This is a genomic window from Empedobacter tilapiae (genome assembly GCF_004785645.1).
Taxonomy (GTDB): domain Bacteria; phylum Bacteroidota; class Bacteroidia; order Flavobacteriales; family Weeksellaceae; genus Empedobacter; species Empedobacter tilapiae.
This window is the reverse complement of the sequence record NZ_SRPE01000015.1, coordinates 44,792-60,317: the sequence shown is the minus strand read 5'-3', so window position 1 is coordinate 60,317 and position 15,526 is coordinate 44,792. Positions and strand designations below refer to the sequence as shown.

At 30.3% G+C, this 15,526-nt stretch carries 14 protein-coding genes; 3 read left to right on the top strand and 11 right to left on the bottom strand.

Features of this window, described 5'->3' with window-relative positions; translation table 11 throughout:
- Positions 1–6 precede the first annotated feature (6 nt).
- The 6 genes from E4J94_RS16480 to E4J94_RS16455 all read right to left on the bottom strand — a co-directional run bounded on the left by E4J94_RS16480 (position 7) and on the right by E4J94_RS16455 (position 5,849).
- Positions 7–708, bottom strand: a complete 702-nt coding sequence (locus E4J94_RS16480) for a hypothetical protein (protein ID WP_135836882.1) — start codon at positions 706–708, stop codon at positions 7–9.
- Entirely contained in the window at positions 680–1,189 is a 510-nt protein-coding gene (locus E4J94_RS16475; RefSeq protein WP_135836881.1) for an RNA polymerase sigma factor, read from the bottom strand. The genes E4J94_RS16480 and E4J94_RS16475 overlap by 29 nt, the downstream gene beginning before the upstream one ends.
- A 125-nt stretch (positions 1,190–1,314) precedes the next feature.
- Entirely contained in the window at positions 1,315–2,064 is a 750-nt protein-coding gene (locus E4J94_RS16470) for an SDR family NAD(P)-dependent oxidoreductase (RefSeq protein ID WP_135836880.1), read from the bottom strand.
- A gap of 4 nt (positions 2,065–2,068) precedes the next feature.
- Positions 2,069–4,876, bottom strand: a complete 2,808-nt coding sequence (locus tag E4J94_RS16465; protein ID WP_135836879.1) for a DUF748 domain-containing protein — start codon at positions 4,874–4,876, stop codon at positions 2,069–2,071.
- A gap of 62 nt (positions 4,877–4,938) precedes the next feature.
- Positions 4,939–5,565 (bottom strand): carbonic anhydrase, encoded by a 627-nt coding sequence (locus E4J94_RS16460; protein ID WP_135836878.1) that lies wholly within the window; start codon positions 5,563–5,565, stop codon positions 4,939–4,941.
- 5 nt (positions 5,566–5,570) lie between these two features.
- Positions 5,571–5,849, bottom strand: coding sequence for a GNAT family N-acetyltransferase (locus E4J94_RS16455; RefSeq protein WP_038337243.1), 279 nt, complete (start codon positions 5,847–5,849; stop codon positions 5,571–5,573).
- Between the two features lie 269 nt (positions 5,850–6,118).
- Here E4J94_RS16455 and dnaN point away from each other — a divergent pair, with 269 nt between their 5' ends.
- Genes dnaN through E4J94_RS16440 form a run of 3 tightly spaced genes read left to right on the top strand, consistent with a single transcriptional unit; the run spans position 6,119 to position 10,151 of the window.
- Positions 6,119–7,237, top strand: a complete 1,119-nt coding sequence (gene dnaN / locus E4J94_RS16450; RefSeq protein ID WP_038337242.1) for a DNA polymerase III subunit beta — start codon at positions 6,119–6,121, stop codon at positions 7,235–7,237.
- Between the two features lie 36 nt (positions 7,238–7,273).
- Positions 7,274–9,703 (top strand): phenylalanine--tRNA ligase subunit beta, encoded by a 2,430-nt coding sequence (gene pheT, locus E4J94_RS16445; RefSeq protein ID WP_135836877.1) that lies wholly within the window; start codon positions 7,274–7,276, stop codon positions 9,701–9,703.
- 13 nt (positions 9,704–9,716) lie between these two features.
- On the top strand, positions 9,717–10,151 hold the full coding sequence (locus E4J94_RS16440) for an META domain-containing protein (RefSeq protein ID WP_135836876.1): 435 nt from the start codon (positions 9,717–9,719) through the stop codon (positions 10,149–10,151).
- Between the two features lie 37 nt (positions 10,152–10,188).
- On the opposite strand, the gene E4J94_RS16435 is transcribed toward E4J94_RS16440, so the two are convergent.
- The 5 genes from E4J94_RS16435 to E4J94_RS16415 all read right to left on the bottom strand — a co-directional run bounded on the left by E4J94_RS16435 (position 10,189) and on the right by E4J94_RS16415 (position 15,427).
- A complete protein-coding gene (locus tag E4J94_RS16435; protein ID WP_135836875.1) occupies positions 10,189–11,565 on the bottom strand; it encodes an AAA family ATPase in 1,377 nt (458 codons plus the stop codon).
- Positions 11,566–11,695: 130 nt separating this feature from the next.
- Complete coding sequence (locus tag E4J94_RS16430; RefSeq protein WP_135836874.1) at positions 11,696–12,994, bottom strand: cation:proton antiporter; 1,299 nt, start codon at positions 12,992–12,994, stop codon at positions 11,696–11,698.
- Between the two features lie 86 nt (positions 12,995–13,080).
- Complete coding sequence (locus E4J94_RS16425) at positions 13,081–13,923, bottom strand: OmpA/MotB family protein (RefSeq protein WP_185145655.1); 843 nt, start codon at positions 13,921–13,923, stop codon at positions 13,081–13,083.
- A 148-nt stretch (positions 13,924–14,071) separates the two neighbouring features.
- The gene (gene lysM / locus E4J94_RS16420; protein WP_135836872.1) at positions 14,072–14,527 is read right to left on the bottom strand and encodes a peptidoglycan-binding protein LysM; all 456 of its coding nucleotides are present in this window, start codon (positions 14,525–14,527) and stop codon (positions 14,072–14,074) included.
- Between the two features lie 63 nt (positions 14,528–14,590).
- Positions 14,591–15,427 carry a hypothetical protein gene (locus E4J94_RS16415; RefSeq protein ID WP_135836871.1) on the bottom strand — a complete coding sequence of 279 codons (837 nt, stop codon included), beginning with the start codon at positions 15,425–15,427 and terminating at the stop codon, positions 14,591–14,593.
- Positions 15,428–15,526: the final 99 nt, after the last annotated feature.

Below are 15,526 nucleotides of genomic sequence, written 5' to 3'. Positions count from 1 at the left end.
TCTTTTTTAAAGTTCTATTGATAATGATTTTAATTGTCCGATTGCCTGCGTTCCTTGGTCTACATTTTTCGAAAATAATTTCATTGTAGAATAAGCCAAAGCTTTCGCTTCTTCCATATTTTCAACTGGTTGACCATTTACAATCACAAAATCTGATGAATATTCTTCTGCGCTTTCAGGTTTTGTAATTTTTTGATCAATTGGTTGAATAGTTGATTTTTTATTTTCTTGTTTAATTGATTTTGTCTCTTTTACAAATTGTGAAACTTCGTGTTTTATCTCGATATTATTTGGTTCAGAAATCAGTGTATTAGGTTCTTCTCCAATTTTTTCTTCTTTATTATTAACAACTTCAACATCTTTTTTATTTGGTTCAATTGTTTTCACAATTTCTTGATAATCTTCAATTTTATTTGTTTGATTCAAGAAGAAAAATAATCCAACAACAAGTAAAATGGACGCAGCAATTCCCGAAATTTTCCATAGAAAAAATTCTTTCGATTTCGATTTTTCTATAACTTTTGGTTGATTTTCTTCAACTTTTGTCATAAAATCATCAAAACTTAATTCCATTTTGACTTCTTTTTCCTCTTTTAATGTTTCAAAAAAAGAATCATTTTCATTATTTATGAGTTGTTTTTCTTGCTCATTAGTTAATTTTCCAGCAAAAAAATCATCTTTATTTATAATAGATTGCTCTTTCTTCATTTTCAAAAAAAACTACTAATTGTTCTCTTACTTTTTGTCTTGCTCTCATCAAATTTACTCGAATTGCATTTTCTTCCATTTCCAAAATTTCAGCAATTTCTTTTATTTCGAATTCTTCTACATCTTTCAGATGCATTACTTTGCGTTGTTTCTCTGGTAATTGATTAATCAAATTTAGAATAATCGGTTTTATTTCTTGTTGATCTTCTTGAATACTCAAATTGATTTGCGTTGTATTTTTATAATTCTCTCGAATATCAAATTTTCGCAATCGATTTATACATTCATAATTTACCATTCGCATCGCATAAGCCTCAATATTATTCACTTCAATTAACGAATCGCGCTTTTCCCACAATTTCATTAATATTTCTTGCACAACATCAAACGCTTCATCATCACTAATCAAAATCCTACGCGCAAAACGATACAGCTTATCCTTGTGGACAAATACCGATGTTTTAAACGTTTCTTGATTCATATTGAGTGCTTTTACTAATAAGACAGCTCAATACTAAAAAGTGTTACATCAATTTTGAAACTTTTCTCGAATAAAATAAAAAAGCCTCTATAATAGAGGCTTTCAATTGAATATATTTTAATAAATTATCCTTTATAAATAACAGTTCCTCCAGCTTGCGCTTTTGGGAAGATTGTAACATCGGCAATTTGCACATGTTCTGGTTGTTGCAGCAAATACTCTATTGCATTTGCAATATCTTCTCCAGCCAATGGTTCAAAACCTTTGTACACATTATCCGAAAGTTCTTGATTTCCTTTGAAACGAATCAAAGAAAATTCTGTTTCTACCGCTCCTGGCGCAATATTGGAAACTTTGATTCCGTAAGGTAATAAATCATAACGCATTCCTTTGCTCAACGATTCTACCGCCGCTTTCGACGCACAATATGTTCCTCCATTTGGATAAACTTCTTTTCCTGCAATCGAAGAAAGATTGATGATATGCGCATTTGATGATTGTTTAAGAATTGGAATTATTGCTTTTGAAACGTAAATTAATCCTTTTACATTGATATCAATCATTGCTTCCAAATCCTCCAAATCAGCTGTATCAAAAGGTGCTAATCCGTGCGCATTTCCCGCATTATTGATTAAAACATCAATATTTTTCCACTCATTTTCTAAACTTTCTACTGCATTAAAAACAGCTTCCTTGTCTCGTACATCAAATTGAATGGTTTTAACTTCCGTAATTTGACTCAATTCTGCCTGAATCTCATCTAATCGTTCTTGACGACGCCCACACAAAATTAAGCGATAATTTGCTGCTAATTTCTTTGCTGTCGCCATTCCTATGCCAGATGTTGCTCCGGTTATGAAGACTGTTCTTTTCATTTTCTTAAATAATTAAAAGTGCTTTTTTAAGACCGTCTAAGATACAAGCTAAAAAGAAATTAAAAAATGATTTATCCTGTTTTCGTTCAATATTTTCTACTTTTTCTTCTTTCATTTTTCCACGAGAATCATTCTTTACCGCTGCATTTCCAACTGCTGATAATAATTTCCTTTTTGAACCATCATCACGTAAAACATTCACTTTCAAATTTTGATAATCTGTTCCAAAATTTCCTCCAGCAACTTTATCATTCCCATCAAAATTAAATTTTATTTGATTGAAAAATCCGTCTACAGAAACCTTAAGATATGGTTTCACAAAAGGATCAAGATTTTTTGCAGGAAGGTTTGAAATTGAACCATTGATATTAAATTTCTCTGAACGATTCATTGGATTAAATGTCCAATTTGCACGCAAATTTCCATTCATAAATTCTGAACGCCAATCAACATCAACGTCTGGTAAAGATGTTTTACGATAACCCGAATTGACATTTTTAACCGTCGCATTTATAGATGAAAACGTCAATTTTCCTGTTCCGATACTTTTAGCCGTTTCCTCTTCATATTCTAATTTAGAGTTGACCAATTGCAATTGTTTCACCCCTAAATCAAATTTCATTTCACGTAATTTTTGTGAAAACATTGTTTTACGTTTTGTGTCATCAGGTGGAACCAAACTTCTATAAATGTTAGCATAAAGCTGGTTCAATTTTATTTGATTAGCTTTCAAAAAGAAATCTTTGGATGGAGAAATTCCCCACTGAATTCCATTTCCTTGTAATTGATTGACAGAAACAGTGTATAAATCGGCTTGTTTATCTAATGAAGCTGTATACGTTTTTCGAGAAAGTTTTGGTGTTAATTTTAATTGATTTAACGTCAAATTTCCATTCTGAAACTGCAAAGCTCCAGTATTCATCTTATACGTTTTTCCTAAATCGAAATCAATTCCCGAAGATTTCAACAATACAGATTTATAAGAAAAAGGAATCGCTTCTTGAATTGTTTTTGGATCAACATTGATTTGATTAAAACCTAACTGAATTTGCTTCAACGTTAAATTCGGCGTTTTTTGTTGATAAGGAATCACATCTAAATGTCCATTTACCAACGAAATTTTATCAACTTTTATAACATCATTAAACTCTTTTGACGTTTTTCCTTCGCGCTGTGCCACTCGTCTTGGCTGTCCATAAATCGTAAATTTTGGATTTTTGAAAATAACATGATTAACATGAAGTTCTTTCCCATAATCATTTTTCAATCCTAAAACCGTCAAATTAACATTATTGAAATCAAATTTTTGTGAAGCAATAAAACGCGATTGTTTGATTTGAATCGTATCAATTCCAAGGTTAAAATTAATCAAGAACTTTTCTGTTGCTTTTTCAGCTTTCTTCGCAATAACTTTTTCATTCTTTTGATCGATGATTTTCACATTTACCTCATCCAATTTGATTGAACTTGTATGAAAATAGAAATTACCATTTTTTATTCCCCAACTATTATTATTTAACGTCAAAATTGGCGCTTCGACATCTAACAACGTATTTGATTTTGTATAGTTTCTATTAAATTGATTTTTTGAAATTAGCGGTTTCATTTTGAAATTTTTCAGAATTAATTTCTTTTCTGTCAAATCAAAATTAGAAGCTGTTAACGTGTGCATTTCATTCAAACGATAATACATCGAATCCAACTTAATACGAAAAGTTTTATAATCAATCGGAATATCATTTGTCCGTGTCAATGCATTCATTTTTATTCCTTCGATATTTAACGCAACATTATTTATTGCATATTTTACCGTTTTTGCATTCGAGAAAAGTGAACGAATTTTACCGTTTTCTATTTGCAATTTTTTGATATTAATTAACTCCGCATCTTCCGTTTTTATGCTTACTTTTTTGATTGTTTCTTTCTCAACTTTATTCTCTGGTTTAGCAGAAATAATGGTAATTTTTGGATTTTTGAATTTGATTAAATCTGTTTTAAAATATAATTTATCTTCCGAAGTAAATCCCCAATCCATCTTAGAAAGCGAAAGAAGTGGCGTTTCGATATCCAATAAATCATTTTCAGAATCGTTTGATACATAAAATTTTCCGTTCATTTTGAGCGGTTTCATCGAAAAATTGTCCAACTCAAAATCAGTTTCATTAAAACGAACTTTTCGCGCTCTAATCAATTGTTGATCTTTTACGACAAAAAACATCGAATCTAATTTGATGTCAAAAGCAGAATATCTGAACGGAATTTTTTTGTCCGCTGTTCGCTCGTTAAAACGAACGCCATCAAAATCGATCGAAAAATTAGAAACATTTGCAATATGTTTTTTCCCTGATTGAGAATACAAATTGAATTCGCCGTTGTTTATATTTACATTGGAAACGTCAATACTTTGTCCAACTTTAGATTGCACTGTATCTTTTTTGACCGATTTTTTTTTCTCTTTAAGATAATAATTTACAGAAGGATTATTGATATTAATTGAATATGCAGCAACTTCTTTTTGAGTAATTAGTTTGAAAAAATTAATTCCAACAACCTTTATTTCTTTCACTTTTCCTGTTGCGTCAATCGAATCTTTTGGAGAAACTTCGATATTTTTTAGCGATAAAGACGAATTAAAAATAGAGAAGCTCAAATCTTCGTAAGTCAGATTATAAGCCGTATCGTTTTTTTCTGCAATGATTTTTGGAAGACGATCATTCAGAAAATAAGTAATGTAAAAACTTAAAATAAAAAGTATCGCAATAATAGATATTAGAGCGATACTAATTTTTTTTATCCAACGGTTTTTAATCATTGATATAGTTTGGTTATTAATGGTTAAACAATTATTATACCAAACATAATAAAATGTTAAAACTATTCGTTTATATCATAAATTTCTTTGATATTTTCTAAAATTTCATCAAAATTTAAATTCAAGTCAATTAATTTTCCTGTAAACAAATCGAAAACCCAACCATGAACTTGTAAATCATTTTCCATCGCACGTTGTACAAAAGGATTTTTTACAACATTTATACATTGTTCTTGTACATTTAGTTCTACCAAACGATTGTAGCGCATCCCTTCATTTTCGATAGCGTTTAATTCTTCTGAATGTAAACGATAAACATCACGAATATTACGTAACCAAGGATTCATAATTCCTAAATCTTTCGGAATCATTGCTGATTTAATTCCTCCACAATTATAATGACCACAAACTACAATATGTTTTACTTTTAGATGTTCTACTGCATAATCCAAAACAGACGTTGTATTCATATCCAAACTGATTACCATATTTGCTATATTTCGGTGCACAAAAACCTCTCCTGGTTCTGCTCCTAACAATTCTTCTGCTGTAACACGACTATCTGAACACCCAATATAAAGTACTTCTGGATTTTGACCAGCCGAAAGCTTATCAAAATATTGCTCGTCTTGTCCTAAACGTTTATTTACCCACTCTTGGTTGTGTTCAAAAACTTTTTCTAAATTCATAATTTTTAAATTACATCTTGCACTTCTGGATGCTTACCAACATAAACGCTCACATAACTACAAAATGGTATGATTTTCAACTGATTTTTTCTTGCGTAATCTACAGCTTCTAGCACTAACTTTTCGGCCAATCCTTGTCCTCTCAATTCGGGATTAACACCTGTATGATTGATCAACATTTGTTCTTCTTTTAACATAAAAGTTAATTCGCCAACTTCTTTATTATTCTCATCAAGAAGTATAAAAACACCGTTTTTTCCTTCTAAATTCAATTCAATTTTCATAGAATATTATTTTAGATTCAAATTAACCTTTTTGGATGAGATTTGGTCAAAAATAATTGTTAAAAGTCTCGATATACAAGACAAATTTACGGGTGAAAAGTTTTTAATTCAAAGAAAATTTAAACAAAAAATAACAATCAATTTACAATCATCTTTCTATTTGATAATCAACAACAAACCATTCTATATAATATTTAATGTATAGGTTTGAGTTTTTTACTTGATTATTTATTACATTTGTTAGATATATTTAAGGAAATATTCTTCATATGAAATTTATTGTATCGAGCAACACGTTATTAAAAAATGTTAACTTAATCGGAGGAGTTATTAACTCTAATAATACTTTACCAATCCTTGATAATTTTTTATTCGAATTGGATGGTAGCCAATTAACTATCACTGGCTCTGATTTAGAAACAACAATTTCAACAACTTTAGAAGTTGAGTCTAATGATAATGGAAAAATTGCAATTCCATCAAAAATCTTAACTGATACGTTGAAAACTTTCCCAGCGCAACCGCTTACTTTTATCCAAAAAGAAGGAAATACGTTGGAAATTGTTTCAGAACAAGGAAATTATCAGTTAGCATTCGAAGACGCAAACGAATATCCTCAAACGCCAGATATCGAAGACGCAAGCTCTACAACACTTAGCGCAAGCATTTTATCAGAGGCAATTATCAAAACTATTTTTGCTACAGGAAACGACGAATTACGTCCAATTATGACAGGAGTTTTCTTCCAAGCAAATGCAGATATTTTCCGTTTTGTTGCAACAGATGCGCATCGTTTGGTAAAATATACACGCAACGGCTTAGACAATTTACAAGCTGCTGAATATATTATGCCGAAAAAACCACTTAACTTATTGAAAAATATTTTAGGAGGAAATAATGACGATGTAACAATCGAGTATAACAATACAAATACACGTTTTTCATTCCAAAATATCGTGTTAACTTGTCGTTTGATTGATGGTAAATATCCTAATTATGAAGCGGTAATTCCAAAAGAAAATCCAAACGTATTAACGATTAACAGGAACTTATTCTTGACATCTTTGAAACGTGTAGCAATTTTCTCTAACAAAACAACAAACCAAGTTCGATTAAAATTAGTTGGAAATTCATTGACAATTTCTGCTGAAGATATCGATTTTGCAAACAAAGCAGAAGAAAGACTTCCTTGTGATTACAATGGAACTGACTTACAAATTGGTTTCAATTCTCGTTTCTTAATCGAAATGTTGAACAATTTACAATCAGAAGAAATTACATTAGAAATGTCTGAACCAAATCGTGCAGGAATCATTAAACCAGTTGATGGACTTGAAGATGGTGAAGAAATTTTAATGTTAGTTATGCCAGTTATGTTAAACGCATAATCAAAAAGAATACATAAAATTCATTTATACAATACAATGAAAATTTCATACAATTGGCTAAAAACCTACATTGATACAGATATCACACTTGATGAAGTGTCTGCTACACTTACAAGTACAGGTCTTGAAGTAGAAGGTGTAGAGCAAGTAGGTGGAGCTAAAAATTATTTGGAAACCGTATTAGTTGGTAAAGTTCTCTCAGCTGTACCTCATCCAAATGCAGATAAATTAAAAGTTACTAAAATAGATTTAGGAGACGGAAAAGAAACACAAATTGTTTGTGGTGCTCCTAATGTCGCGGCTGGTCAAAATGTACCTGTAGCGACTGTCGGAACGGTTTTACCTTCGCCAGATGGTGAATTTAAAATAAAGAAGGCAAAAATTCGTGGTGAAGAATCTTTCGGAATGATTTGTTCTGAAGTAGAATTAGGAATTGGTACAGATCATTCTGGTATTTTAGTTTTACCAGAAGATTTAAAACCTGGAACTTCTACGTTTGATCTTTTCGGAAAAAATGATGAAGTTGACCACGAAATTGAAATTGGTTTAACACCAAATCGTTCGGATGCAATGTCACATTTCGGTGTAGCGCGTGATTTACATGCTGCGCTTAAAACTCGTGATATAGCGTCAACATTCAAAACATATGATATATCAAATTATCCTACAACAGATTTCGGAAAAAGTCTTATTTCTATTGAGGTTAAAGATACAGAAGCAGCGCCGCGTTATGCTGGTGTTTACCTAAAAAATGTAAAAGTTGCTGAATCACCAGATTGGTTAAAAAATCGTTTGCAAGTAATTGGATTATCACCAATTAATAATGTGGTTGATATTACCAATTACATTTTACACGATTTAGGACAACCTTTACATGCTTTTGATGCAGCTAAAATTGAAGGAAATAAAGTGATCGTTCAAAAATTAGCAGAAGGAACAAAATTCACAACTTTAGATGGCGTTGAACGTACATTAAAAGGACATGAATTGATGATTTGCAACGAGAATAATCCAATGTGTATTGCAGGAGTTTTTGGTGGTGAAGATTCTGGAGTTTCAGATGCGACGACAACTATTTTCTTAGAATCAGCATATTTTGAGCCGGTAACAATTCGTAAAGGTGCAAAAGCTCACGGATTGAATACAGATGCTTCTTTCCGCTTTGAACGTGGAATTGATCCTAACACAACAATCGATGCTTTGAAAAAAGCTGCCATAATGTTAGTTGAAATTGCTGGAGCTGAAATAGCGTCTAATATTGATGATATTTACGAAAATCCTATTCAAAACTTCAACGTAAAATTACGTTTACATAAGGTGGCTGAATTATTAGGAGTTGAAATTCCAGAACATAAAATCAAATCGATTTTAGAGAATTTAGAAATTAAAATTTTGTCAGAAAATGATGGAGTTTTAGATTTAGAAGTTCCTGCTTATCGTGTAGATGTACAACGTGATGTAGATTTAATCGAAGATATTTTGAGAATTTATGGATACGATAATATTGAAATTCCTTCAAAATTCTCTTATTCTTATGTTTCAAATCAAAAAGTTAGTCCAGATAAAATCGAAGATTTTATCGCACGTCAATTGATTTCTTTCGGATTCAATGAAGCGATGAATAACTCGTTAACAAAAAGAGAATACGAAGAAATTTTCTTTTATCCAGAAGGAGAAAGTGTTGCAATGTTAAATCCTCTTTCTGCTGATTTAGCTGTTATGCGTCGCACTTTGCTGAATGGTTTATTAGAAAATGTTGCATTTAATATCAACCACCGTAATTCGGATGTTAAATTATTCGAATTTGGGAAAGTTTACCGCAAAATTGATGGGATTTACGAAGAAAATAAATGTTTAGGAATCGTTCTTTCAGGAAACTTTAATAGCGAATCGTGGACAGGAAATTTACGTAAAGCTTCCTTTGCTGATTTGAAAGGTTTGATTAAACAAATTTTTGTTCGATTAGATATTCAAATTACAGATGAGTTACCTGCAAAAGATGATAATTTCTTAGATGGAATCGAATTTGTTTCTGGTCAAAAATCATTAGGAAAACTTGGAATCATCAGCAAAAAATTAGCAAAAAAATTAGGAGTTAATCAAGATGTTTTCTTTGCTCAATTAAATTGGGATGCAATGGTTGCTTTAGCAAACAAACACGATTTGAAATACAAAGAAATCTCTAAATTCCCAGGTTCTCGTAGAGATTTAGCTTTATTGCTTGATTCTTCTGTGAAATATGAAGAATTATACAAAGCAACAAAAGAAGTGAAAACGAATTTGTTGAAAGCCGTTAATTTATTCGATGTTTACGAAGGAGATAAATTGCCAGCTGGTAAAAAATCGTATGCTTTAAGCTTTATGATTCAAGACGAAAATAAAACATTAAGTGATCAAGAAATTGATGGTTTAATGAATAAATTAATCAAATTGTATCAAGAAAAATTCAACGCTGAGTTGAGATAAAATATTCCGAAAAATGAAAAAGATTGTAACTTTATTTTCAGCAACTATTTTGATGAGTTTTATAGCAACTTCTTGTTCTACAAGCGCAAGTACTGCTAAAATTAAACCTAAATCGGAAGTTTCGATTTCAAATCAAAATTGGTATTTGATCAACGATAACAACGTAGTAAAAGGTTTGTATGATAAAGACGTGATGTTGGTTATTGACGAAGCTAATTCGACTGTAAGTGGATTTGCAGGTTGCAACAATTTCAATGCTTCTTTTACAAAAGTTAGCGGCGTTACAAGCTTTGTTAATTTTTCTGAAACTAAAATGGCTTGTCCTAATTTGCAAGAAGAAAAAGCATTTTTATCGATGTTGAAAAGTGTAAATCGTTACGAAGTTTCAGGAAAAGAATTACATCTTTACAAAAGCAATATTTTATTATTAAAATTCAAAACAATTTAGTTTTTATAATAAAAAAGCTCCTTACAAGGAGCTTTTTTTATGTTTCTTTATTTTCTTCTACCGATTTTATCTCAACAGTATCATCACTTTGCTTAAAACCAATTTTAGCAATCGGAATTTCTTTTGTATTTAAATAAAACTCTAGATCTGCATTTATCTCAATTAATCTAGATGGAAAATCTTGTCCTACATTCTGTTTTGCCTCAGTCAAAAATATAGCACAATATTTCAAATATTCTGGAGTCAATTTAGCTTTAGCTTCTTGAAATGCAGAAAACAATACTTTTTCTGTCATCACAATATTTTTCATTTCATCTTTTCTGTATAACGCATACAAACGTTTCTTTAGTGATTGTGTAAAATCAATCAACATTGTATTTGAAAAAAGTTTCATTTCAGCTGCATAAGGTGTCCAAAAATCTTTGTTCAATGCATTTTGATTTTTCAATATTGTTAATAATGGAGAATCAGGAGCTAAATTAGCTGTTAAATGATGTAAAAGTAACTGTTTACGTTCATCTAAACTTGGTGGAAAAATTGGAATATGTAAGTCAAAACGTCCTGGTGCTACTATTTCATCATTCAATCCTGTTAAAGATTCTACTGAACCAACAATTAAAAGCTCTTGTTTATCATTCTTCTGAATATGTCGCAAAACTGAATAAACCAAATCAACCATTTCTGGATAAATTGTATTCTCTGAAGTTGAATGAAGCAACTCATCAAAAGAATCTATGAACAATAATGTTTTGGGTTGATTCATCTTTTTAGACAAAAAATCTGAAAATTTATTTTTCTTAGAATCAAAATTTCCTAATAAATAGTCATTAAAAACATGAACAAACTCGTAACCAATCATATCAGCAATTTTTCTTGCCCAATAAATTTTTCCACTTCCTGGAGCTCCATACAAAACAAGTCCCGCAGGTTTCGAAATCCCCCATCTTTCTATTTGATCTTTGCTAATAAAGGGATCTAACATATCTGTTAAATAAAAATATAAATCTGTATAACCGACTAATGTTTTACCTGAAAAATCTTCGCATTGTGGAAATGCTTTTTCTATAAAAGGATATTTACCTCCAATATAAGAATGAATCAAATAACTAGAAACTCCTGTTTTCATTTGTTTTGCAATCTCAGCAGGAATTCCATTCGAAACAAAAAAATTAAGCACATCTTCTTCTTTTGATCCTATTGTTTTTGCTATTTCTCCTATTGTTTTTTCTTTTAAGTAATCTTCAGCATATTTTTTTAAAAAGTCTTTATTTTCTTCTGAAAAAGAAATAAATTCTTTTGTTACATTAAAGTTTTCATCAATACAAAAACTTAAATCAATATTAAAATCATTAATAAAACTTTGTAAACTTCCTAAAGATATTTCAAGTTGATTAGATAAATCTTTTAATTTCATTTTGTTGGCTTATTGTAATTTCTATTAAAATTAAAGATTAATTCACGAATAAGACAATTATAATCTCTAAACTTCTGTTAAACAAGAAAGCGCATCAATTGATGCGCTTTCTTGTTTTTATATTTTCGAATTACAGTTTAGATGAATTAAGATAATCTTCCATTTCTTCATCTTTTGCTTCTTCAGATTCGTCTTTCAATACACGATGCGCAACTTTACCTACTGTTAAACCTTGAATAACAATTGAAAATAAAACAACAATATAAGTAATCTCTAATAACAAATCTTTCCATTCCGAATTTGGCATCGAAAGAACTAACGCTATTGAAACTCCTCCACGAATACCTCCCCAAACCAAGACAATAAGCGAACCTTTAGAGAACGTATTTTTCCGTAAAATAGTACGAGCAGGGATCACAATAGATAATGTCCGAGATAATAAAACGATAAAAATTGTGACAATTCCTAATAGAATTTGATCCATTAAATCTTCTATTAACAACAATTCGAAACCTATAAAAAGGAATAAAATGGCGTTCATTATTTCATCAATAAGCTCCCAAAATTTGTTCAAATAATCTTGAGTCGTTTTACTCATTGCAACTTTTTTCCCATAATTTCCAATAATCAAACCAGCAATCACCATAGCCAATGGACTTGAAATATGAAGTTCTTTCGCAATCAAAAATCCACCCATTACAATCGACAACGTAATTAAAGCTGAAACTTTATAATCATCAATTTTTTTCATCGAATTAGACGCTGTAAATCCTAATAAAAGTCCAAGTAAAATTCCGCCACCAGCTTCCATCAAGAATAATTTTGAAACACTTGCAAAGTCAGCATCAAAGCTTGGATTAGTTGCTATTTGTAAAACTACTGCGAACATTACAACGGCCACACCATCGTTAAACAGTGACTCTCCTGTAATTTTTGTCTCAATAACTTTAGGAACTTTTGCTTGTTTCAAAATTCCTAATACAACGATTGGATCTGTTGGTGAAATTAATGTTCCGAATAATAAACAATAGATATACGGAATTTGAATACCAAAATATGGTGCGATGTAATATAAAATTGCTGATATAATAAATGCTGATAATACTACCGAAATTGTAGCATAAGTAGCAATTGTCCATCTCAAATTCTTCAGATCGAGTATATTAACGTGCATTGCACCTGCAAAAAGCAGAAAATTAAGCATTGCACCCATCAATATTTCATTAAAGTCTAAACTATTAAAGAGTTGAAACATGTCTTTTGTAGCATCAGGAAAATAGCTATCTCCCAATAAACGGATAGCGACAGATACTAACATAGCGATAATCATAATTCCAATTGTTCCTGGCAATTTTAGAAATCGAAGATTTACATAGGAAAATAATGCTGCAAGGACAATTAGAACCGAAAAAGAATAATATAATTCCATTAGTATTGATAAAATTTTGAAAAAGTTACAAAAAAAGAGCCACTTAAAAGTGGCTCTTTATATAATAATTTGATTTTTTTATCTAATTAATTTTTTGGAGCTTGTCCAATTAAATCCATAAACTGATCTAATTTAGGTAAGATAATAATTTGTGTGCGACGGTTTTGAGATTTACCTTCTGCTGTAGCATTCGTTGTAATTGGATTAAACTCTCCACGACCTCCAGCTGTTAAACGTTTACCATCAACACCATATTGGTTTTGTAATGCTTGTACAACAGAAGATGCACGTAAAGCAGATAAATCCCAGTTATTACGGATGTTTGGTTTAGAAATTGGCACATTATCTGTGTTACCTTCAATCAATACGTCATAATCTCTATAATCGTTGATGATTTTCGCAATTTTACTTAAAGTTTCTCCTGCAGCAGGTGAGATTTCGTAGCTTCCTGATTTATATAGCATATTATCAGCTAACGAGATGTAAACAACACCTTTTAATACTTTAACATCAACATCTTTCGCTTCGCTACTTGATAAAGAACGTGTTAAGTTATTTGTTAAAACCATATTCAAACTATCTGATTTGCTTTTCGCATCGATCAAATGTTTAATGTATTTGTTAGACTGATTGATTTCATTCACTAATTCAGAAACGTTTTTAGAACCTCCATTAATACAATTTTTCAATTGTTCTTGTAATTGTTTAATTTGATTTCTTTCGCTCTGAACTGTATTCTCATACTGTCCTTGATTAGCTTCATAATTAGCTAATTTAGCTTTCGCTACAGCTAATTCTGTTTGACATCCTTGGTTCTCAGAATAAGCAGAATTGAATTTATTTTGTAACTCATCATACTTCTTCTGACTCACACAACTAAATAAAGTTGAAGCAGCGATTACCGCTACTGGCAAAATTGAAACTTTCATAATTATTTTTTTATTTCAGTTATACGAATATATGTTATTATTTTTTCATAGTTACTAACATTCCTCAAAAACCATGCTGTAAAAATATAAAACTCCTACAATTATTAGATTGTAGGAGTTTCAATGATGTAATTTTATTTATATTATACTAATCCTGAGGAATATATAAAACTTGACCTGGATAAATCTTGTCTTCGTGTTTTAACATTGGTTTGTTAGCTTCGAAGATTTTTGGATATTGCATTGGATCTCCGTATACTTCTTTTGCAATTTTAGACAAAGAATCACCACTTTTTACTGTATACATTGTTTTAGAAATATCTGGAATTTCAATTTTCAATGGCGTTTTTAACGTTAATTGATCTTCCACTCCTTCTACTCCATCTATATTTCCTGCTGTAGCTAAGATTTTTTGTTTTTCGTTGATATCTAATGCTTGTCCAGCTACCACAATTTTATCTCCATCAGCAGAAAAAGTTACTCCTGACAAATCAAATCCTTGTTTTGCAACTTGATCTTTTACTTTAGTTGCTTTTTCTTCTGGAGTTTCTGCTCCTCCGAAGACTTTTTCTCCGGCATTCTTAATAAATGAAAATAATCCCATAACGAGTTGATTTTAATAATATTTATTTGTTGATATTTAGTAAATATATAATTTCTATAACAATTATCGTGCAATAGATGAATATTTCTTCTTTAAATTTTCGGTCATTGAACGCTGTTGTTGAATTTGACTTGTTAATTGATTTATTTTCGTATCCAATACTTTATCATTCTCTTCAGCTATTTGGATCTTTCCATTCAATTTGACAACCTGATCTTCTATTGCTTTCAAAGTATTTTCTGTTTTTAACTTCTTTTTCATTAATCCATCAATAACTTTATCTTCAGTTTCTCTTTCCAATTGATTAACCACTAAATCTAACTTATCACCCAAAGTTTGCTTTTTATTTTCTAGTTTCAATAATGTATTATTATCTTTTAAATATGATTTTATTGAAGTGCCTTTTTTAAATTGCGCATCTGCATTTTCTTTGGTTAACCGAATCATATTTTCATTAGCTAATCTAAGTTCATTACGAACACAACCTTGTTTTGTTTTTATAGCTAAATCTTTTAATTGAATATATATTTTATCAAACTCTGCTGAATTACTATTAAACGTCATTCCGTTTTGATCAGTCAATGTATTAATAACTGTCGTTTTTCCATTTTCTTCATCAACCAAACTAATCACAGATTTATAAACGTCCTGAGAATTCTTAAACTTAACATTATTTGCTTCATGCTTTTTCAAAAATCCAAAAGAACCTTCTTTATTAGAAATCCAATTTTCCCATGATTTTACAATTAAATTTTGAGCACAATTATCTGTAGAAAATGCAAAAGATTTTAATTCTTGTCCATTCATTTCATATTCAACTTCAAACAATCCTTCATCTGATTGTGCATTAACATATACTGATGTTATAAAAGTAGAAATGGCTAAAAGTAATATTTTCATCAAATTAAGATTTAAAAATTCAATACACAATAATTTATCCAATTTACAAAAAATTGGAGTTTAAGAAAAGATGTTGTACAGATTTTTTATAATGGTTAA

What these genes read in the sequence shown, in the direction of transcription:
- E4J94_RS16465 (WP_135836879.1), bottom strand. Translation starts at nt 4,876, where the DNA reads ATGATTAAAAACCGTTGGATAAAAAAAATTAGTATCGCTCTAATATCT.
- pheT (WP_135836877.1), top strand. Translation starts at nt 7,274, where the DNA reads ATGAAAATTTCATACAATTGGCTAAAAACCTACATTGATACAGATATC.
- E4J94_RS16430 (WP_135836874.1), bottom strand. Translation starts at nt 12,994, where the DNA reads ATGGAATTATATTATTCTTTTTCGGTTCTAATTGTCCTTGCAGCATTA.
- E4J94_RS16440 (WP_135836876.1), top strand. Translation starts at nt 9,717, where the DNA reads ATGAAAAAGATTGTAACTTTATTTTCAGCAACTATTTTGATGAGTTTT.
- E4J94_RS16425 (WP_185145655.1), bottom strand. Translation starts at nt 13,923, where the DNA reads ATGAAAGTTTCAATTTTGCCAGTAGCGGTAATCGCTGCTTCAACTTTA.
- E4J94_RS16455 (WP_038337243.1), bottom strand. Translation starts at nt 5,849, where the DNA reads ATGAAAATTGAATTGAATTTAGAAGGAAAAAACGGTGTTTTTATACTT.
- E4J94_RS16460 (WP_135836878.1), bottom strand. Translation starts at nt 5,565, where the DNA reads ATGAATTTAGAAAAAGTTTTTGAACACAACCAAGAGTGGGTAAATAAA.
- E4J94_RS16435 (WP_135836875.1), bottom strand. Translation starts at nt 11,565, where the DNA reads ATGAAATTAAAAGATTTATCTAATCAACTTGAAATATCTTTAGGAAGT.
- E4J94_RS16415 (WP_135836871.1), bottom strand. Translation starts at nt 15,427, where the DNA reads ATGAAAATATTACTTTTAGCCATTTCTACTTTTATAACATCAGTATAT.
- lysM (WP_135836872.1), bottom strand. Translation starts at nt 14,527, where the DNA reads ATGGGATTATTTTCATTTATTAAGAATGCCGGAGAAAAAGTCTTCGGA.
- E4J94_RS16475 (WP_135836881.1), bottom strand. Translation starts at nt 1,189, where the DNA reads ATGAATCAAGAAACGTTTAAAACATCGGTATTTGTCCACAAGGATAAG.
- E4J94_RS16470 (WP_135836880.1), bottom strand. Translation starts at nt 2,064, where the DNA reads ATGAAAAGAACAGTCTTCATAACCGGAGCAACATCTGGCATAGGAATG.
- E4J94_RS16480 (WP_135836882.1), bottom strand. Translation starts at nt 708, where the DNA reads ATGAAGAAAGAGCAATCTATTATAAATAAAGATGATTTTTTTGCTGGA.
- dnaN (WP_038337242.1), top strand. Translation starts at nt 6,119, where the DNA reads ATGAAATTTATTGTATCGAGCAACACGTTATTAAAAAATGTTAACTTA.